Here is an 18,492-nt window from a genome sequence, read left to right on the forward strand (position 1 = left end):
CAAATCGCCTACCCGACCGGCGGGCAGGCGATGGCCCGGCGCCTTCGGCTTGTTCCGGGCCTGGGTGCTCATGTTTGATGGCAACAAAGTCCCGCTTGTCGGACCTTGACCCACACCGCTCCATAAGCCCTGCCTGGGTCAGAAATGCCTGACGTTTGCACCAATATTGAGTGACGACGCCCCTTGGCAAGATTCAACAAAACCAGTCCCGTTGAGGCAAAGATGCCCGATGTGCCACAAAGGGTATCGGTCCGGCCCATGTTGCCGCCGGGATCGGGGCACGTTTCGCCCCGCGCGCAGAAGCCTCGTACCGCCACCCTTTCCCTTCACCGCATCCTCCGCTAGATCAGCATCCAAACGACGACAGGATGGATCAGCATGGCCCTCGACAAGACATTCAACGCCCAGGACGCCGAAAAGCGCCTCTATGCCGCCTGGGAAAAGGCCGGTGCCTTCAAGGCCGGTGCCAATGCCCGCGAAGGTGCCGAAACCTTCTCCATCATGATCCCGCCGCCCAATGTCACCGGCGTGCTGCACATGGGCCATGCCTTCAACAATACCTTGCAGGACATCCTGATCCGCTGGCACCGGATGCGCGGGCATGACACGCTCTGGCAGCCGGGGCAGGACCATGCGGGCATCGCCACCCAGATGGTCGTTGAACGCAAGCTGGCCGAGACCCAGCAACCCTCGCGCCGTGAAATGGGGCGCGAGGCCTTTCTGGAAAAGGTCTGGGAATGGAAATCCGAATCCGGCGGCACGATCATCGAACAGCTCAAGCGGCTCGGTGCCTCCTGCGACTGGTCGCGCAACGCCTTCACCATGTCCGGCGCCCCCAACGCCCCCGAGGGCGAAGAGGGCAATTTCCACGATGCGGTCATCAAGGTCTTCGTGGACATGTACAACAAGGGCCTGATCTACCGCGGCAAGCGGCTGGTGAACTGGGACCCGCATTTCGAAACCGCGATCTCCGATCTCGAAGTCGAGAACATCGAAGTCGACGGCCACATGTGGCACTTCAAATACCCGCTCGCGGGCGGCGCCACCTATACCTATGTGGAAAAGGACGAAGACGGGAATGTCCTCTTCGAGGAAGAGCGCGACTATATCTCCATCGCCACCACGCGCCCCGAAACCATGCTGGGCGATGGCGCGGTGGCGGTTCATCCATCGGATGAACGTTATGCGCCAATTGTCGGAAAACTCTGCGAAATCCCGGTGGGGCCGAAAGAACACCGCCGCCTGATCCCGATCATCACCGATGAATATCCCGACAAGAATTTCGGCTCCGGCGCGGTCAAGATCACCGGTGCCCATGACTTCAACGACTACGAAGTCGCCAAGCGCGCGAAGATCCCGATGTACAACCTCATGGACACCAAGGGCGCGATGCGCGCCGATGGCAAGCCCTATGCCGAGGAGGCCGCCGTCGCCCAGGCCATCGCCAATGGCGAACAGGACTTCACCGAGGCTGACATCGCCGCCATGAACCTCGTGCCGGAAGCCTATCGCGGGTTGGACCGTTTCGAGGCCCGCAAGCGCGTGGTCGCGGACATCACCGCCGAGGGCCTTGCCGTGATGATCCCCGGCCCCATCGACGACAGCGACGGGCGGGTTTGCTCTGCCACCGACGACATTCCGCTGGTCGAGGCCAAGAAGATCATGCAGCCCTTCGGCGACCGCTCCAAGGTGGTGATCGAGCCGATGCTGACGGATCAGTGGTTCGTGGACACCAAAAAGATCGTCGGCCCCGCCATCGACGCCGTGCGCAATGGCGACGTGCAGATCCTGCCCGAGCAGGACAAGAAGGTCTATTTCCACTGGCTGGAAAACATCGAACCCTGGTGCATCTCGCGTCAGCTTTGGTGGGGGCACCAGATACCGGTTTGGTATGGGCCGAAAATGAACGGGATTTATCGCGAGCTAGGTGCTCTTGAGCCAATCTGCGCCGCAAGTGAAGAGGAGGCTATCGAAAAAGCTTCGAAAATCTACTCCGATACATGGCCCGGTACATTCGACATCACAATTGATAACAATCTTGTACCAAGTCAACGAATGGCTGAGGCCCAGCCATACCGTGGGCAGGAAGGGCAAGTAGAGTCTTACCATACGACTTTTACTCTTTCGCGCGACCCCGACGTCCTCGACACCTGGTTCTCCTCCGGTCTCTGGCCCATCGGCACGCTGGGCTGGCCCGAACAGACCGAGGAATTGCAAAAATACTTCCCCACCTCCGTCCTCATCACCGGCTTTGACATCATCTTCTTCTGGGTCGCCCGGATGATGATGATGCAATATGCCGTGGTCGACCAGAAACCCTTCGACACCGTCTATGTCCACGCGCTGGTGCGCGACGAGAAGGGCAAGAAGATGTCGAAATCGCTGGGCAATGTGCTCGACCCGCTGGAACTGATCGACGAATACGGCGCCGACGCCGTGCGCTTCACGCTGACCTCCATGGCCGCCATGGGGCGCGACCTGAAGCTGAGCACCGCGCGCATCGACGGCTACCGCAAGTTCGGCAACAAGATCTGGAACGCGACGGCCTTTGCCGAGCGTAACGGCGTGCTGGAGGTGCCGCACAGCGACACCCCCCCCGACACCACGCTGACAGTCAACAAATGGATCAAGGGCGAGATCGCCAAGACCCGCGAGGCTGTCGATGCGGCGCTGGCGCAGTACCGGTTCAACGACGCGGCCAACACGCTTTATGCCTTTGTCTGGGGCACCTTCTGCGACTGGTATCTGGAATTCACCAAGCCGATCTTTGACGGCGACGATGCGGCGGCCATCGCTGAGACACGCGCGACCTATGGCTGGGCGCTGGACCAGTGCCTGATCCTGCTGCACCCGATCATGCCCTTCATCACCGAGGAACTCTGGGGCCAGAAGGACCGCCCCGGCATGCTGGTGCACGCGGAGTGGCCGACCTATACCGCCGCCGCAATGGTGGATGCGCAGGCCGACGAGGAGCTGAACTGGGTGATCTCGCTGATCCAGAACATCCGCTCGGCGCGGGTGTCCATGGGCGTGCCCGGCAGCCTGAAGGTGCCGATGGTCTATACGGAAATCGACGCGGCAGGCCTGCTGGCATGGGAGCGCAACCAGGATCTGATCGCGCGGCGCGCCGGCGTCGAAAAACTTGAAAAAGTCGAGTCTTTCCCAAAGGGCACCGCCTCCATCCCGGCGCGCGCCGCGACGCTTGGCCTGCCGCTTGAGGGCATCATCGACATCGCGGCAGAAAAGGCCCGCCTGCAAAAGTCGCTGGACAAGCTGGCCAAGGAAATCGGCGGGCTCAGGGGACGCCTGAACAATCCCAGGTTCGCCGCCTCCGCCCCCGAAGAGGTCGTGGCCGAGGCCCAGGCCAACCTGGACGCCCGGCAGGAAGAGGCAGACCAGCTTCAGGCCGCCCTTGACCGGCTGGCGGAAATGGGCTGACCCCCTCTTTCATTGTTCCGGCAAATACACATGCGCGCGCCATCGCCCTGGCGCGCGCTTCATGTTTCCGGTGCCGCGGCTACTTGAAAACAGCGGGGCGTTTCCCGAATTCGGCCGCGACCACCTCCATCTGGTGCGGCTTGCCCAGCAGTTCGGCCTGCTCGCGCGATTCCGCCTCCAGAACCGCCGCCTCGCCGGCAACCTCCGCCAGTGAAATCAGCCGCTTGGCCGCGCGAATAGCCGAGGGGCTCTTGCCTGCGATGACCTCTGCCAGCGCCGTCGCCGCCGCCAGCGGGTCCTCGGCCACCTCGGTCACCAGCCCCCAGCGTTCTGCCTGTGCGGTGCCGATCGGCTCCGCCGTATAGGTCAACCGCCGCAGCACGTCGCTGCGCACCAGTTTCGGCAGCAGCACCATGCCGCCCATGTCCGGCACAATGCCCCATTTCATCTCCATCACCGCGAATTTCGCATCCGGTGCCGCAATCCTGATGTCCGCCCCCAGCGCCAGTTGCATGCCTGCGCCAAAGCAGACGCCGTGGATGGCGGCGATCACGGGGATCTCCATGCGGGACCAGACCATCGCGACCTCCTGCCACTGGTTCGTGGTGCCGTTGCCATGGCTGCGCGGCATCAGCAGTTCTGCCGGGTCCTTTCCGATCATGCCCGACAGGCCCGAAATGTCGATCCCGGCGCAGAAAGCCTTGCCCTCGCCGGAAAGCACGACACAGCGCGCCTCCGATGCCGCGACCTCGTTCCCGGCGGCGATCACCGCGTCGATCATCTCCTGATCCACGGCGTTCATCTTGTCCGACCGGGTCAGGCGGACAAAGGCGATGTGATTTTCATAGGTGATCGAAACGCGGCTCATGGCATCCTCCTGCAGGGTTTCGGACAGTAGAGCGCAAGCCGCGCCGCCGCGCCAGCCCAACGCTGCGGCACTCCGGAGCAGGGCTGCAGCGCGCACCCCCTTGCCCGGCGCGCCGACCGGGCCTATCAAACCACATGACAAACCATCGCCTCACCCCGCTTGCACATTCCCTGCCCGCCTCTGTCCCCTTTGTCGGGCCCGAAACCCAGGAACGTGCGCAAAAACGCCCCTTCACCGCCCGGCTGGGCGCGAACGAGAATGTCTTTGGCCCCTCGCCCCGCGCCCTTTCGGCCATGGCTGAAACCGGCCACTGGATGTATGGCGATCCCGAAAGCCACGATCTGCGCGCGGCCCTGGCCCGGCACCATGGCACGACGATGGAGAATATCGTGGTGGGCGAGGGCATCGACGGGCTGCTGGGCTATCTCGTGCGGCTTTTCGTGGCAGCCGGGGATGCGGTTGTCACCTCGGACGGCGCCTATCCGACCTTCAACTACCATGTCGCGGGTTACGGTGGCGCATTGCACAAGGTGCCTTACGTCGCGGATGGCGAAGACCCGGAAAGCCTTTTCGCCAGGGCGGCGGAAGTGGACGCCAAGCTGGTTTACATGGCCAATCCGGACAATCCGATGGGCAGCTGGCACCGGGGTGCCGATATTGCCGCCGCGATGAGCAATCTGCCCGAGGGCACGCTGCTGGTCCTGGACGAAGCCTATGTGGAAACGGCACCCGAAGGCACCGCGCTGCCGCTGCCTTTTGACGATCCGCGCGTCATCCGTATGCGCACCTTTTCAAAGGCTTACGGGCTGGCAGGCGCAAGGGTGGGCTATGCGCTCGGGGCGCCTGAACTGATCACCGCCTTCCACAAGGTCCGCAACCATTTCGGCATGAACCGCGCGGCACAGGCCGGTGCGCTGGCGGCACTGGAGGATCCGGACTGGCTGGCCCATGTGCAGGCCGAAATCGCCGCCGCCCGTGACCGGATCGCGCAGATCGCAGGCCGACACGGGCTGACACCGCTGCCTTCGGCGGCGAACTTCGTCACCATAGATTGCGGTCGGGATCACGCCTTTGCCAAGGCTGTGCTGGACGGTCTGGTTGCGCGCGGCATCTTTGTGCGCATGCCCTTCGCGGCCCCACAGAACCGCTGTATTCGCGTCAGCTGCGGCACGCCTGCAGATCTCGATGCCTTTGCCGCAGCGCTGCCGGGCGCGCTGGCGGATGCAGAAAAGGGCTGACTCGGCGCAATCGGCATATATACTTGATCACGATCAAGCTGCGAGAGACCGATGCGCGAGCCCCACGACCGTCCCGCTGCCCCGAACTACACTCAGGCCTGCATCGTGATGTTCGGCGTCAATCTGGCGTGGGTGCTGATGGCGATCTGGGCAATCTGGGGCCTGATCGCGGCAGCGGTTCTGGGCTGGATGGTGAACAAGGTGATTGATCGCATCGCCGCGACACGGCAATAGGGGCGCGCGCGGCCATCGCGCCCCAGACACCCTTTCGAAAGGCCTGCCTCATGTCCTCCAGCCTCCGCATCGTGCTTTCCAGCGATCATGCCGCCATCAACCTGCGCCGCGCCGTTGCCGCCCATGTCACATCGCGTGGCCATGAGGTGGTCGACATCGGCCCCGAGACGCCCGCGAGCACGCATTACCCCGACCACGGTGCCGCCGCCGCGCGGCATGTGACGTCAGGCGATTGCGCGCTGGGGATCGTGCTTTGCGGCACCGGCCAGGGGATCATGATGGCAGCGAACAAGGTGGCCGGGATTCGTTGCGGCGTCTGTTCTGACGTCTTCTCGGCCCGGATGATCCGCGCGCATAACGATGCCAACATGCTGGCCCTGGGGGCGCGGGTGATCGGCGATGGCGTCGCGCTCGACATTGTCGATGCGTTTCTCGACACCGCCTTCGAAGGCGGACGCCATGCCACAAGGGTCGACCTGATCATGGCGCTGGAAGGTTAGGCGCCTGCGATCACATCTGCTGCCGCCTCCAGCGCGCCGGGGCCGTGTTCGATCTTCATTGCGCGCATGCCGGCCTCGATCCCGCCCAGAAGGCCCATGATCATATGGCCGTTGGTATGGCCCATGTGCCCCAGCCGGAAAAATCCGTCGCGCGCCGGATCGCCGGGTTCAGCCATCCCAAGCCCGATGCCAAGGGTCAGCCCCAGCTCCTGTTCGACCCAGTTGCGCAATTCGGTGGCATGCGGGCTTTGCAGGCGCAGGGCGGTCACCGCGCAGCTGCGGTTGGCCGGATCGGCGACATTCATCCCGAAGGTGCCGGCCGTGGACCAGGCCTCGCAGGCGGCCCAGACCGCACGGGCCAGCATCAGGTGGCGCGCCCAGACCTGTTCGATCCCTTCGTCGTGGATCATGGTGAGGGCGGTGCGCAGGCCATAAAGATGGTGGGTGGGGGCGGTGCCCCCGTGGTATTGAAAGAATTCCTCCGGGTGGGCGCGCGGGCTCCAGTCCCAGTACCAGCTGACGCGGGGCAGTCTGGCGCGCGCCGCCTCCGCCCGGTCATTGAAAAAGACAAAGGCCATGCCCGGCGGCACCATCAGGCCCTTCTGGCAGCCCGTCACCATGACATCCACGCCCCAGGCATCCATCTCGAAGACGTCACAGCCCAGCGAGGCGATGCAATCGGCCATCAGCAGCGCGGGATGGTCCACATCGTCCAGCACCGCGCGCAGGGCCGCGATGTTGTTGCGGATGGAGGTTGCCGTATCCACATGCACGGCCAGAACCGCCTTGATCTGATGGCCCGTATCGGCCTTCAGCGCCTCGGCGATGCGGTCCATGTCCATCGGGGATTGCCTGCCGAAGTCGATGATATCCACCTCCAGCCCGAGGCTTCTGGCCATCTGCCCCCAGCCCAGCCCGAACCGCCCGGTGGCGGGGACCAGCACCCTGTCGCCGGGCTGAAGCACATTGGAGAGGGAGGCTTCCCAGGCCGCATGGCCGTTGCCGATGTACATGGCCACGTGATGATCCGTCCGCGCGACCCGTTTCAGGTCGGTGACCAGCCCCGGCATCATCTCTGTCAGCTCACCGGCATAGATATTGGGCGCGGCCCGGTGCATGGCGCGCAGCACCGCGTCGGGCATGACCGAAGGTCCGGGAATCGCAAGATAAGGACGCCCCTGCGCCAGTTTCGGAGTCTTTGCCATGGGTATGCCTTGTTGTGGTAGCTATGATCGGGCCGACACTACGCCCCCTTGATCCGGCGTCAATATCTCACCTGCCTTGCCCTGTCCCCATGGGTTGCGTACACAGGTCTGCAGACCGCCCCAAAGGAGCGTCCACGTCGATATGAACGATCAGACCTACACGTCGGGCGAGCTTTTGCGCTGGCTTTGGCGGGATTACCTGAAGAAACACACCAAGCTGATGATCGTCGCCATGATCTTCATGGGGATCGAGGGCAGCACGCTGGGTGCTCTGGCACGGCTGATGGAACCGATGTTCGACACGGTCTTTGTCGCCGGGGACCGCAGCGCGCTCAAATGGGTCGGGCTGGTGCTGGTCGGCATCTTTGCGATGCGCGCCATTGCCGGGGTGATCCAGAAGGTATTGCTGACCCGCATCGCGCAGCGCACCGCCGCCGACATGCGCATCGAACTGCTGGACAAGCTGATGGTCCAGGATGGCGCGTTTCACCAGTCGCATCCCCCCGGCTTCCTGATCCAGCGGGTGCAATCGGACGTGAATGCCGTGGGCGATGTCTGGCGCGCGGTCATCACGGGTGCCGGCCGCGACGCCATCGGCCTGCTGGTGTTGCTGGGGGTGGCGATCTCGATTGATCCGGTCTGGGCGTTCCTGGCCTGCATCGGGGTGCCGCTGATGGTGCTGCCCGCTGCTGCCGCCCAACGCTTTGTGCGCCGCCGTGCCCGCGAAGCGCGTGATCTGGGCGCGCATCTGGCAACCCGGCTGGACGAGGTGTTTCACGGCATCGTCCAGATCAAGCTGAATGCGCTGGAAGAATACCAGTCGCGGCAATACCGCGACCTGACCCGCAGGTTCATCACCACCGAAGTCCGCGCCGCCTTTGGCAATTCTGCGATACCGGGGATGATCGACATCATGTCCGGCATCGGTTTCATGGCCGTGATCCTTTATGGCGGCAGTCAGATCATTTCGGGTGACAAGACAATTGGCCAGTTCATGACGTTTTTCACCGCCATGGGCTTTACCTTCAGTCCGCTGCGGCGGCTGGGCGGGGTCAGCGGGCTGTGGCAGACGGCGGCAGCGGCGCTGGAGCGGCTCAAGGAGCTCTTGGATGCCCCCGCGCCCCAGACCAACCCGCAGCACCCCAAGGCACTGCCGCTGCCCGGCACCGATATCAAGTTGAAGAATGTGACCCTGTCCTTTGGCGAGGCCAAGGTGCTGGACGGTTTGTCCCTGACCGCGAAGGAAGGCGAGACAACGGCGCTTGTCGGGGCTTCGGGTGCCGGGAAGTCGACGATTTTCAACGTGCTGACCCGGCTCATCGACCCGCAGGAGGGCGAGGTCACCATCGGTGGCACCTCGGTCAAGGATCTGACGCTGGCGGACCTGCGCGGTCTCTTCTCTGTGGTGACGCAGGAAGCGCTGCTGTTTGACGAGACCCTGCGCGAGAACATCGTGCTGGGCCGGACGGATGTCAGCGAGGCGCGCCTGCAGGAGGTGCTGAAAGCGGCCCATGTGGCCGATTTCCTGCCCAAGCTTGAGCACGGGCTGGATACGAAGGTGGGGCCGCGCGGCTCTGCCCTGTCGGGGGGGCAACGGCAAAGGGTGGTGATCGCCCGTGCGCTGCTGCGCGACACGCCGATCCTGCTGCTGGACGAAGCGACAAGCGCATTGGATGCGCAGTCTGAACAGGTGGTCCAGGACGCGCTGGACCGGCTTTCGGCCGGGCGCACCACCATCGTGATCGCCCACCGGCTGGCCACCATCCGCAGCGCCGACCGCATCATCGTGATGGACCGGGGCCAGGTGATGGATGAAGGCACCCATGAGGAGTTGCTGGCGCGCGGCGGGATCTATGCAAACCTCTATCGTTTGCAGTTCGAAGACGGGAAGACCGTGTCGGACATCCGGGGCATGCGGGCGCTGCGGGCCCGTGAACGGGGGCTTGCCCCCGCCGCACCAAACCTTCTGCAACGGATTGGCCAGCGCCTGTTCGGCTGAGCATTGCCAGGTGGTGCGCTGATCGTCGCGATCTGGCCGGGGCCTTCGCTGACTACCGGGCGGACCATATTGGCTGGCTGATTGGCTGGCTGAGGCGCATGGCCAAGCCGTCCTTATGGTCGGAATGATGACATGTCATGCAAGATATGTCTTCTGAGACATGTCAAAAATGACATGTCATCATGTGACGCGACGCAGACCGGAAGACACCGCAGAGTCAGCAGAGCCTCCGGCCGGCAGGTTTGCACCGCGATTTTCCCGGATCAACCTGCCCTACCGCCGATACCCCTGAGCCAGCTGCTCCGGGTCGCTGCCCGCACTGTAGCGCAGCAAAGTCCACAGATTGCGCAGGCCCCGTCGCAGCCACCCCTGGCGCTGGTATTTCTCGGCGCTGGTGACGGCAACGGTATCAAGCCCCGACAAATGCCCCCGCAGGGCGCGCGCGATTGCCACGTCTTCCATTAGCGGGATGTCGGGAAAACCGCCGGTCTTTTCGTAAAGCGCCTTTGAAATCAGAAGCCCCTGATCCCCATAGGGCAGTCCGAAACGGCTGCGCAGGTTGGCCCAGCCACTGACCAACAGCGCCGGCAGCCCGCCCCTGTCGAACCTCAGGCGGCACCACCCGGCGTTGCTGCTGTTGCGGATGTGATGGCGCATGCAATCGGCCCAGCCGGGTTGCAGCCGCGTATCGGCATGCAGGACAAGCAGCCACTCGCCCCTGGCCTGCGCACAGCCGCGGCGCAGCTGCCCCCCGCGCGACGGCGCGCCCTGCAGCACCTGCGCGCCCCAGGCCTGTGCCAGCGCGGCGGTTGCATCGTCCGATCCGCCATCGCTGACGATCAATTCGCGGATAATCCCCGCCTCCAGCCCTTCCATCAGCGCCGTCAGACAATCCGGCAGCACGTCTGCCGCATTCAATGTCGGAATGATGACCGTGATCGGCGCGCGCATGGTGCCCCCTTTTGAACGCTGGACGGAAGCTATATGTCATGGCTACCGCAGAAAGGACACCATCATGACAAACCGCCGTATCCTGCGCCTGTCGGGCAAGGACACCCGCGAATTCCTTCAGGGTCTGATCACCAACGACATCCGCAAACTGGAAAAGGGGCCGATCTATGCCGCCCTTCTCACGCCGCAGGGCAAGTATCTGGCCGACTTTTTTGTCACTGGTCAGGAGGATGGCGCAGTCCTGCTCGATGTCGCGGAGAGCCTGGGCGATATGCTGGTGCAGCGGCTGACGATGTACAAGCTGCGCGCCTCAGTCACGATCGAAGACACCGGATTGCACCTGCATCGCGGCATCGGGACCCCGCCGCCCGACGGCTATGCCGACCCCCGACATCCGCAGATGGGCTGGCGCGCCTATCGCGCCGAGCCGCAGACAGATGACGAAACCGATTGGGACAGCCTGCGCGTGGCGCATCTTGTCCCCGAAACCGGCGTGGAGCTGACGCCCGATACATTCGTGCTGGAGGCCGGGCTGGACCGTCTGAATGGTGTCGATTTCCGGAAGGGCTGCTATGTCGGCCAGGAAGTGACCGCGCGGATGCGGCACAAGACGACGCTGCGCAAGGGTCTGGCACAGGTCGATGTCGCAGGATCGGCCGATGTGGGCACGGAGCTTTTGTCAGGTGACAAACCCGCGGGCACCCTGCTGACGCAGGCGGATGGCAAGGCCATCGCCTACCTCAGGTTTGATCGCGCCACGGGTCCGATGACTGCCGATACCGCCCAGGTCACATGGAACGGGTCGGGTTCAGCTATGACAAAATGAGCGGGCCTCGCCCCGATCCGCACCGGTTTGCGCTGCATGCGCAGCATAACGTCACGTCAAGGGCCTGACGCCTCAGGCGCGTTCGACGTATTCCATCGTCTCGGTGTTGACCACGATATCCTCGTCCTGGCCGACGAAGGGAGGCACGGAAACCTTCACACCATTGTCAAGAATGGCAGGTTTGAAGGAGTTGGCAGCGGTCTGCCCCTTCACCACCGGCTCGGTCTCGACAATCTTGCAAACGACCTTTTGCGGCAGTGAGGCGTTCAGCGCTTCTGCCTCGTGATATTCCACCACGATCATCATGCCGTCCTGCAGGAAGGGGCGGCGGTCGCCCAGAAGCTCGGCGGAAAGCTGCACCTGTTCGTAGGTTTCGGTATCCATCAGGACCAGCATCCCATTGTCTTCATACAGAAATTGCTGATCTTTCTGTTCCAGCCGCACACGCTCGACCTTGTCCGCAGACCGGAAGCGTTCGTTCAGCTTGGAGCCATTGCGCAGATTGCGCAGCTCTACCTGGGCAAAGGCCCCGCCCTTGCCGGGTTTCACATGGTCGACCTTGACCGCTGCCCAGAGGCCGCCGTTATGCTCCAGCACATTGCCGGGGCGGATCTCGTTTCCATTGATTTTTGGCATTTTGCAAAACCGTCATAAAGGTTGATGTATGTTCATCGCATCCTATATCTGGCGCATCGGCTCCCTGCAAGGCGAGCGCGGGTCATGCTGCAACCGCGAAAGGTCATGCGTTCACTGCATGGGAGACATGCGAAATATCGGTATCCGAATCGAGTGATATCCGTCATAAGAGGCCGCACGCCGAAATGACAAGAGCAAGAATAATAGAAAGGACGACGAGATGAAAGATTTCGTTGATGGCACCGCTTTCAATAACGAGCAAGGAAATCGGGCCAGGAAACTCTTCGCTGCCGTGGTACTGGCAGCGCTTGATGACGCGATTGCGGACGACAAGAAATACGGTAACGGACCAGAGCAGATTGCCCGCTGGGCGCGGTCACGTGACGGGCGCGAAGTGCTGAGCTGTGCCGGCATCGACCCGAACGAACGCGTCGTGACCGGGCTCATGGATTTCGTTGGAAAAGGTGTCAGGACCTCCGTCGCCCTGAGCCGTGAAGAATCCGAGCGGCGCAATGCTGCTCAGCAGGCCGAAGCGGCCTGATCCTCCCTCCGCTATCAGAACAAGATCAAACGCAGTCTCAGGGCTGCGTTTTTTTTCGCGCGGGGCGGAAGGGCCGAAGCCACATCCCCCTTTTCCCTCCGCGCGATTTGCGCCAGCTTGCGCACCAGTTGCAAAGGCGCTGAAATGACCAAAGCCATCATGATCCAGGGCACCGGTTCGAACGTGGGGAAATCCATGATCGTGGCCGGTTTGATTCGCGCCTGCGTGAACCGGGGCCTGCAGGTGCGCCCGTTCAAGCCGCAGAACATGTCCAACAATGCCGCCGTGACCGAAGACGGCGGCGAGATCGGGCGCGCTCAGGCGCTGCAGGCCCGTGCAGCGGGGGTGGCACCGCATACGGACATGAACCCCATCCTGCTGAAGCCCCAGTCGGCCACGGGGGCGCAGCTGGTGGTTCAGGGCAAGGTGGCAGGCCATCAGGAGGCGGCGGCATTTGGCGCGAACAAACGGGCGCTGATGCCCCATGTGCTGGAGTCCTTTCACCGGCTGGCGAAGGGCATAGACCTGATCATCGTGGAGGGCGCGGGCAGCCCGGCAGAAACAAACCTGCGCGCGGGCGATATTGCCAACATGGGCTTTGCCAATGCTGCCGGTGTGCCCGTCATCCTGATGGGCGACATCGACCGGGGCGGCGTGATTGCACAGATCGTGGGCACGCAGGCGGTCATGTCAGCGCAGGACAACGCAATGGTGCGGGGCTTTGCCGTCAACAAGTTCCGCGGCGACCGCAGCTTGTTTGACGCCGGTCGCGACGACATCGCGCGGCGCACCGGCTGGCCCAGCCTGGGGGTGATCCCCTGGTTCGACCAGGCGCACCGCCTGCCCGCCGAAGACGTGATGGACCTGCCCGCACGCGCACGTTCCGGCGGTGCGGGCTGCGTGATCGCGGTGCCGCGCCTGCCACGCATTGCCAATTTCGACGATCTGGACCCGCTGGCCGCCGAGCCGGGCGTGGATCTGCGCATGATCATGCCCGGCACGCCCCTGCCCGCCGAGGCCGATCTGGTGCTGCTGGTCGGCTCCAAAGCCACGATTTCCGATCTTGAGGCCTTTCGCGCCGAAGGCTGGGACATCGACCTGGCCGCGCATATCCGGCGTGGCGGGCATGTGCTGGGGCTTTGTGGGGGGTATCAGATGCTGGGGCGTCGGATCGCCGATCCGCATGGCATCGAAGGGCCGCCATCAGAAGTGGCCGGGCTGGGGCATCTCGACATTGAGACCGTGATGGCCCCCAAAAAGCACCTGTCCCTCAAGACCGGCACCCATCCGGCAAGCGGCACAGCCCTGTCCGGATATGAGATTCATATCGGGGAAACCACCGGCCCTGACTGCGCGCGGGGCTGGCTGTGCTTCGATGGCACACCCGAAGGGGCCACCAGCGAAGATGGCCGTGTCCAGGGATGTTACATGCATGGGATCTTCACGTCTGACGATTTCCGCCGCGCCTATCTGGCGGATTTCGGCGTCACCTCATCCCACCAGTTCGATCTTGGCGTGGACAAGACGCTGGACACCCTGGCGGAACATGTCGAAAGCTACATGGACGTGGACCTGCTGCTGTCGCTTGCAGGCGAGCTCTGAGCGTTATTCCAGTTCCTGCGCGGTCAGGGCGCGGTGGATTTCACGCCGCACCAGCTTGCGCACATTGCGGGTGATCCGTTCCCCCAATGCGCCTTGCAGTTCGGCCCGCACGATCTCGCTGACCAGATCGCGCAGCGCTTCCTCGTCCAGCAACTGATCATCTTCGGCAAACACAGGGCGTTCGTCGGATTTTGCCGCCTTGGCATCTTCCGCCGCATCAGGCTGGTCGGCTTTGGCCTGATCTTCCGCGCTCCGGTCACTGAAGAAGCTGGCGGGATCCGGCTGTTCGCCCCGGTTTTCGGGAAGGTTGTGCAGGCGCGCAGTCGAGACCGTCTGCTCCACATCATCTTCCCATGCCATCGCAGGCGCTTCGGTGCCGGAATATTCACCATCACCCGGGCTGTCCGGTTCCCAGGTTTCTGAAATATTGCCAATTGCGGTTTCCAGCGCTTCAATCTTGGCGCTCAGCGTTGCGGCCTGGGCGTCATGCCGGGCGGGGGTGGCATCATCATCCGCATCCGGCCCCGGTGCCACGGCTTCATCCTCGTCCGCATCCTGGAATGCGTCATCGAAGGCGTAGTCGTCACGGCCCCCCTCGCCATCCTGGTCGGCATCATCGGCGAAATTATAGGGATCGGTTTCGTAATCGAGGGCCGGGTCATCCAGATCTGTTTCGATATCACCGAAATCCGGATCACCGGCGACGTCCGGCGCGGCGGATAGGGCTTCATCACCTGCCGCGGTATCGGGCGCAGGTCCCGTCCCGACCGAGGCTTCATCGCTCGCATCTTCGCCATAGGCCGCCTCGAATGCGGCATCCTCTTCGGACCAGTCCTGCGCCATGGCATCGTCAGCTTTGTCCGGCGTTTCGACGTCGGGCTCTGCAACACGCAAGGCAGGGGTCAACACCAGCCGGTCAGAGACAACGGGCCGGGTTTTGGTCTGCAAAGGACGTTTATCTTCAGAAACCAGACGGCGGATCGAAGACAGAACATCCTCCACCTCGGCATTTGTGACGGGGTCGGACATAGATTTTTACCACTCATTCCTCACGCGGAGGTTAGCGCGGATCAGAGATTCCCACAATGGGGCGCTGAAAATTGTCAGTCTTTTTGCAAAGCCCGCAAAACACGGTCAAGTTGACGCCCCTGCCGGGATTCCTTTGCCGGGCCGTCCTTGACCAGATTGTAATAACCCGCAGGGTCATAGATCTGGACCGGCAGCCCCAGGCTGGCCGCTGTCAACTGCCCCGTCGCCGAGAGGATCGAATAGGCGGCGATATAAAGGTTCGCGCGGGCCGAAACCTGTGTCGACTGGGCATCCAGCAGGGATTGCTCCGCATCCAGCACATCCAGTGTGGTACGCGCGCCCAGCGTCGCTTCCTCGCGCACGCCCCGGAAAGCGATACGTGCCGCGCGAATCTGACGCTCGGATGCTTCAAGCTGCGCTCTGGCAGAGGCAAATCCGGCATAGGCATTGCCAACCGCCTGTTCGACATCAAAGCGCACCACATGCAGATTGGCCCGCTGCGCATCCCTTTGCGCCATGCTCTTGCGCGCGGCAGATGACAATGCACCGCCTTGATAGATGGTCTGGCTGACGCCCAGGCCAATGGAAGCATTGTTGTTGTAATTCTGGTTGCCGAATTCCTCGGACACGCCGACCGAGCCGGAGAGCTTGATCTGCGGCGCCATCGCCGCTTCGCTCGCACGGATCAACAGGTCGGCAGCGGCTACCTGATGCTGGGCCGACTGCAGCAGCGGATGGCGGCGCAATGCCAGCCCCTTGGCGGTGTCGATGTCATTGCTGATCGCGGGCAGCTTGGGCGGTCCGCTCAACCGGCCGGGCTTGCGGCCCACGGCGGTACGGTACTCTTCCTGCGCGCGCAACAGGTCACCTTCGGCCCCAGCCAGGCCGCTTCGGGCATTCGCCAGCTGCGCCTCGGCCAATGCAACGTCGGTCCGGGTCACCTCACCGACTTCAAAGCGGTCGCGTGCCGCGCGCAGCTCCTGCGTCAGCAGCCGCACGTTGTTCTGGCGCAGCGCCACGAATTCCGATGCTTCGATCACACCCATATAGGCACTGACCGCGCGCAACAGGATCTGCTGTTCGACATTCAAAAGCGAATCGCGGGTGGCAAGAACCGTTTCCTTGGCCGCCTCGATGCGGAAGGCCGAGGCGCCAAAATCATAGATCAGCACCTCGGCAATCAGGTTGATCGATGCATTCAGCGAATTGGAACTGCCTGTTGTCGCGAAAAAGCCCTGTGGCGGCGAATCGCGGTAGCTCTGGGTCAGGTCAGCGGTCCAGCGCAGAACCGGCTTCAACGCGGCGCCGGCAGCGGCGACATCTTCGTCGGCGGCCCGCAGGACCGCGCGATTCTGTTCCAGCAACCCTGAATGGTTGTATGCCCCGACCAGCGCATCCGCCAATGTTTCGGCCTGAGCCGGCCGGTCCGCGGCCACCAGAGCCGTCGCAAGACAGACAATGCCCGCCGCGCGCCGCAGTTTCTGGATGGAAATCACCTGCATCATGAGTTTCTCTCTGCTCATATCCTCGGCCCGGCACGCCGCCGGGTCTGTTTTTATCAGAATTCGAAGGCAACCTCGCGCCCGAAACCCGGCAATACCGGTGCCGCCGCATTGAAGGCCATCCGCCAGCTGATGTCCGCGCCGCGCTTGCGGCCGACGCGCACCTCGCCCAATTCACCGTTCATGAACAATGCCGCGATCCGCCCGTCTTCCTTGAGCTGATCGAGCAAGGGGGCTGGCACCTGCTGCACGCCGCCCTGAAGGATGATCACGTCATAGGGGCCATGTTGCTGCGCGCCCTCGACCAGCGGGCCGACATGCACCACCGCGTTATCCGCCCCGGCGGCCATCAGCGCTTCCTGCGCCTCATGGGCCATGGCCTCATCCTCTTCGACGGCAACGACAGCTTCGGCCATATGGGCGATCACTGCGGTGGAATAGCCCATGCCCCCACCGACATCCATCACAAGTTCCCGGTTGGTGATCGCCAGAACATCCAGCATCTTGGCCAGGGTGCGCGGCTCAAGCAGGACACGCCCCTGCCCCAGGTCGAGGTTTTCTCCCATATAGGCCGCTTCGCGTTGGGCAGATGGAACAAAGTCCTCTCTCGGCACGGACAGCATCGCCTCTATGATCGGAAACTTGGTCACATCGGAGGGTCGGACCTGGGTATCGACCATCATATTGCGGCGCGTGGCGAAATCGATCATCAGCTAAACTCATCTGTTCAGATTCTCTTTGATCAGGTGTGCCACATCACTCGCGGCGCGGCAACGGCCCGAACCTCATTTTCACCGCTTCATGGGACTTGCAGGCACAGATGTGATCAGATAGCAGTGCATCACCCCATCGGCTGGCGAGTTGGCGGAGTGGTTACGCAGCGGATTGCAAATCCGTGTACACCGGTTCGATTCCGGTACTCGCCTCCAATCTCTTTAACAACGCAGACGCTTGTTTCACTGCTTTGGTAGCGCGGATACTGGTGCGGTTTGCAGGCCGGCTTACAGATTCCGCAGTTTTCGCCTCCGCGCGTGACTGCCCAGCAGACTGCGGCTAAGGTCCTGAAATGGCAGAAGGTCCCTGGACAGACGAAGAGAACGATCTGATCGTGGCGGATTATTTCGCCATGCTCGCCGACGATCTCTGTGGCCGCCGATATGTGAAGGCGGAACACAACCGCGCCCTTCAGGAACGGATCGACCGCTCCAAAGGCTCGATCGAGTTCAAGCATGCAAATATCTCGGCCCTGATGCCGGCCTTCGGCCAGCCGATCCTTACCGGCTACCTGCCCAGGTTCAATGTTCAGACGACGCTGGCCGAGGCCGTCGACCGCTGGCTGCGCGCTCATCCGGAATGGGTCGAGCGGCTGCCAATGGCCGCGACCCCGGGTATGGCCTTCACCAACGACCGCCTGTTCCTGGATACTCCGCCCACGATGCGCAACACCCCGCCCCCAGAGGAGGCTGAACAGTTGCGCAGCATCGCGCAACATTTCGACGTCGCGGCACAGCAGGAACGCAATCGCGCGCTCGGACGGCTGGGCGAAGAACGTGCCCTGGCTCATGAACGCGCCACCCTCAGGGGTGCAGGAAGAAACGACCTCGCTGACAAAGTGGAGTGGACCAGTGATGTTCAGGGCGACGGCGCGGGCTACGACATTTTCAGCTTCGCCCCGGACGGCACCCCTCGCCTGCTTGAGGTCAAGACGACAAATGGCTGGGATCGCACGCCGTTCCATATCTCACAAAACGAACTGCGTGTGGCGGATGAGAACAGGGATACCTGGCATCTCTTCAGGATCTACAACAACGCGCGGGGACCGAGAGCATTCGAACTCCGCCCCCCGCTGGATCACCACGTCACCCTGACGCCGACGAGCTTTCAAGCCCGGTTCGATTAGTATGTCTGCTCATTTGCCGGGAC

16 protein-coding genes and 1 tRNA gene are annotated in these 18,492 nt (G+C 63.0%); 10 read left to right on the top strand and 7 right to left on the bottom strand.

All coding sequences use genetic code 11. The annotated features are described in order from the left end of the window. Positions 1 to 378 precede the first annotated feature (378 nt). Positions 379 to 3,438 (top strand): valine--tRNA ligase, encoded by a 3,060-nt coding sequence (locus PVW51_RS17575; RefSeq protein WP_274576368.1) that lies wholly within the window; start codon positions 379 to 381, stop codon positions 3,436 to 3,438. A gap of 79 nt (positions 3,439 to 3,517) precedes the next feature. Here PVW51_RS17575 and PVW51_RS17580 read toward each other — a convergent pair whose 3' ends face one another. Then, positions 3,518 to 4,306, bottom strand: coding sequence for a crotonase/enoyl-CoA hydratase family protein (locus PVW51_RS17580; protein WP_274576369.1), 789 nt, complete (start codon positions 4,304 to 4,306; stop codon positions 3,518 to 3,520). A gap of 134 nt (positions 4,307 to 4,440) precedes the next feature. Here PVW51_RS17580 and PVW51_RS17585 point away from each other — a divergent pair, with 134 nt between their 5' ends. Genes PVW51_RS17585 through rpiB form a run of 3 tightly spaced genes read left to right on the top strand, consistent with a single transcriptional unit; the run spans position 4,441 to position 6,278 of the window. Next, positions 4,441 to 5,544, top strand: coding sequence for a pyridoxal phosphate-dependent aminotransferase (locus PVW51_RS17585; protein WP_274576370.1), 1,104 nt, complete (start codon positions 4,441 to 4,443; stop codon positions 5,542 to 5,544). 51 nt (positions 5,545 to 5,595) lie between these two features. Then, complete coding sequence (locus tag PVW51_RS17590) at positions 5,596 to 5,778, top strand: hypothetical protein (protein WP_274576371.1); 183 nt, start codon at positions 5,596 to 5,598, stop codon at positions 5,776 to 5,778. Between the two features lie 50 nt (positions 5,779 to 5,828). After that, a complete protein-coding gene (rpiB, locus tag PVW51_RS17595; protein ID WP_274576372.1) occupies positions 5,829 to 6,278 on the top strand; it encodes a ribose 5-phosphate isomerase B in 450 nt (149 codons plus the stop codon). Here the strand turns inward: rpiB and PVW51_RS17600 are convergent. Continuing rightward, positions 6,275 to 7,483 (bottom strand): pyridoxal-phosphate-dependent aminotransferase family protein, encoded by a 1,209-nt coding sequence (locus PVW51_RS17600; RefSeq protein WP_274576373.1) that lies wholly within the window; start codon positions 7,481 to 7,483, stop codon positions 6,275 to 6,277. The two genes, rpiB and PVW51_RS17600, sit on opposite strands and share 4 nt — an antisense overlap. 142 nt (positions 7,484 to 7,625) lie before the next feature. On the opposite strand from PVW51_RS17600, the gene PVW51_RS17605 reads away from it, so the two are divergent. Then, on the top strand, positions 7,626 to 9,482 hold the full coding sequence (locus PVW51_RS17605) for an ABC transporter ATP-binding protein (RefSeq protein ID WP_269365132.1): 1,857 nt from the start codon (positions 7,626 to 7,628) through the stop codon (positions 9,480 to 9,482). Positions 9,483 to 9,755: 273 nt separating this feature from the next. Here PVW51_RS17605 and PVW51_RS17610 read toward each other — a convergent pair whose 3' ends face one another. Next, a complete protein-coding gene (locus PVW51_RS17610) occupies positions 9,756 to 10,433 on the bottom strand; it encodes a TIGR04283 family arsenosugar biosynthesis glycosyltransferase (protein WP_274576375.1) in 678 nt (225 codons plus the stop codon). Positions 10,434 to 10,497: 64 nt separating this feature from the next. On the opposite strand from PVW51_RS17610, the gene ygfZ reads away from it, so the two are divergent. Continuing rightward, a complete protein-coding gene (gene ygfZ / locus PVW51_RS17615) occupies positions 10,498 to 11,259 on the top strand; it encodes a CAF17-like 4Fe-4S cluster assembly/insertion protein YgfZ (protein ID WP_274576376.1) in 762 nt (253 codons plus the stop codon). A 72-nt stretch (positions 11,260 to 11,331) separates the two neighbouring features. On the opposite strand, the gene efp is transcribed toward ygfZ, so the two are convergent. Continuing rightward, positions 11,332 to 11,895: an elongation factor P gene (gene efp / locus PVW51_RS17620; protein WP_114272728.1), complete on the bottom strand. Its 564-nt coding sequence runs from the start codon at positions 11,893 to 11,895 to the stop codon at positions 11,332 to 11,334. A 220-nt stretch (positions 11,896 to 12,115) separates the two neighbouring features. Between efp and PVW51_RS17625 the strand changes: the two genes are divergently transcribed. Together PVW51_RS17625 and PVW51_RS17630 are read left to right on the top strand one after the other, a co-directional pair. Then, positions 12,116 to 12,436 carry a DUF6280 family protein gene (locus PVW51_RS17625; RefSeq protein ID WP_008228933.1) on the top strand — a complete coding sequence of 107 codons (321 nt, stop codon included), beginning with the start codon at positions 12,116 to 12,118 and terminating at the stop codon, positions 12,434 to 12,436. A gap of 144 nt (positions 12,437 to 12,580) precedes the next feature. Next, complete coding sequence (locus PVW51_RS17630) at positions 12,581 to 14,038, top strand: cobyric acid synthase (RefSeq protein ID WP_274576386.1); 1,458 nt, start codon at positions 12,581 to 12,583, stop codon at positions 14,036 to 14,038. Between the two features lie 3 nt (positions 14,039 to 14,041). Here PVW51_RS17630 and PVW51_RS17635 read toward each other — a convergent pair whose 3' ends face one another. The 3 genes from PVW51_RS17635 to PVW51_RS17645 form a co-directional block, all read right to left on the bottom strand. Further along, positions 14,042 to 15,067: a hypothetical protein gene (locus tag PVW51_RS17635; RefSeq protein WP_274576387.1), complete on the bottom strand. Its 1,026-nt coding sequence runs from the start codon at positions 15,065 to 15,067 to the stop codon at positions 14,042 to 14,044. Positions 15,068 to 15,141: 74 nt separating this feature from the next. Continuing rightward, a complete protein-coding gene (locus PVW51_RS17640) occupies positions 15,142 to 16,590 on the bottom strand; it encodes a TolC family outer membrane protein (RefSeq protein ID WP_274576388.1) in 1,449 nt (482 codons plus the stop codon). 35 nt (positions 16,591 to 16,625) lie between these two features. Next, entirely contained in the window at positions 16,626 to 17,279 is a 654-nt protein-coding gene (locus PVW51_RS17645) for a protein-L-isoaspartate O-methyltransferase family protein (protein ID WP_274576389.1), read from the bottom strand. A 145-nt stretch (positions 17,280 to 17,424) separates the two neighbouring features. Between PVW51_RS17645 and PVW51_RS17650 the strand changes: the two genes are divergently transcribed. Further along, positions 17,425 to 17,498: transfer RNA gene (locus tag PVW51_RS17650), tRNA-Cys, on the top strand. 137 nt (positions 17,499 to 17,635) lie between these two features. After that, a complete protein-coding gene (locus PVW51_RS17655) occupies positions 17,636 to 18,469 on the top strand; it encodes a DUF3883 domain-containing protein (protein ID WP_274576390.1) in 834 nt (277 codons plus the stop codon). Positions 18,470 to 18,492: the final 23 nt, after the last annotated feature.

Origin of the sequence: Sulfitobacter sp. PR48, from assembly GCF_028807335.1 — a bacterium.
Lineage (GTDB): Bacteria > Pseudomonadota > Alphaproteobacteria > Rhodobacterales > Rhodobacteraceae > Sulfitobacter.

Excerpts from the sequence above, each read along its gene's own strand:
- PVW51_RS17575 (WP_274576368.1), top strand. The coding sequence starts at position 379 with ATGGCCCTCGACAAGACATTCAACGCCCAGGACGCCGAAAAGCGCCTC.
- PVW51_RS17580 (WP_274576369.1), bottom strand. The coding sequence starts at position 4,306 with ATGAGCCGCGTTTCGATCACCTATGAAAATCACATCGCCTTTGTCCGC.
- PVW51_RS17585 (WP_274576370.1), top strand. The coding sequence starts at position 4,441 with ATGACAAACCATCGCCTCACCCCGCTTGCACATTCCCTGCCCGCCTCT.
- PVW51_RS17590 (WP_274576371.1), top strand. The coding sequence starts at position 5,596 with ATGCGCGAGCCCCACGACCGTCCCGCTGCCCCGAACTACACTCAGGCC.
- rpiB (WP_274576372.1), top strand. The coding sequence starts at position 5,829 with ATGTCCTCCAGCCTCCGCATCGTGCTTTCCAGCGATCATGCCGCCATC.
- PVW51_RS17600 (WP_274576373.1), bottom strand. The coding sequence starts at position 7,483 with ATGGCAAAGACTCCGAAACTGGCGCAGGGGCGTCCTTATCTTGCGATT.
- PVW51_RS17605 (WP_269365132.1), top strand. The coding sequence starts at position 7,626 with ATGAACGATCAGACCTACACGTCGGGCGAGCTTTTGCGCTGGCTTTGG.
- PVW51_RS17610 (WP_274576375.1), bottom strand. The coding sequence starts at position 10,433 with ATGCGCGCGCCGATCACGGTCATCATTCCGACATTGAATGCGGCAGAC.
- ygfZ (WP_274576376.1), top strand. The coding sequence starts at position 10,498 with ATGACAAACCGCCGTATCCTGCGCCTGTCGGGCAAGGACACCCGCGAA.
- efp (WP_114272728.1), bottom strand. The coding sequence starts at position 11,895 with ATGCCAAAAATCAATGGAAACGAGATCCGCCCCGGCAATGTGCTGGAG.
- PVW51_RS17625 (WP_008228933.1), top strand. The coding sequence starts at position 12,116 with ATGAAAGATTTCGTTGATGGCACCGCTTTCAATAACGAGCAAGGAAAT.
- PVW51_RS17630 (WP_274576386.1), top strand. The coding sequence starts at position 12,581 with ATGACCAAAGCCATCATGATCCAGGGCACCGGTTCGAACGTGGGGAAA.
- PVW51_RS17635 (WP_274576387.1), bottom strand. The coding sequence starts at position 15,067 with ATGTCCGACCCCGTCACAAATGCCGAGGTGGAGGATGTTCTGTCTTCG.
- PVW51_RS17640 (WP_274576388.1), bottom strand. The coding sequence starts at position 16,590 with ATGAGCAGAGAGAAACTCATGATGCAGGTGATTTCCATCCAGAAACTG.
- PVW51_RS17645 (WP_274576389.1), bottom strand. The coding sequence starts at position 17,279 with ATGATCGATTTCGCCACGCGCCGCAATATGATGGTCGATACCCAGGTC.
- PVW51_RS17655 (WP_274576390.1), top strand. The coding sequence starts at position 17,636 with ATGGCAGAAGGTCCCTGGACAGACGAAGAGAACGATCTGATCGTGGCG.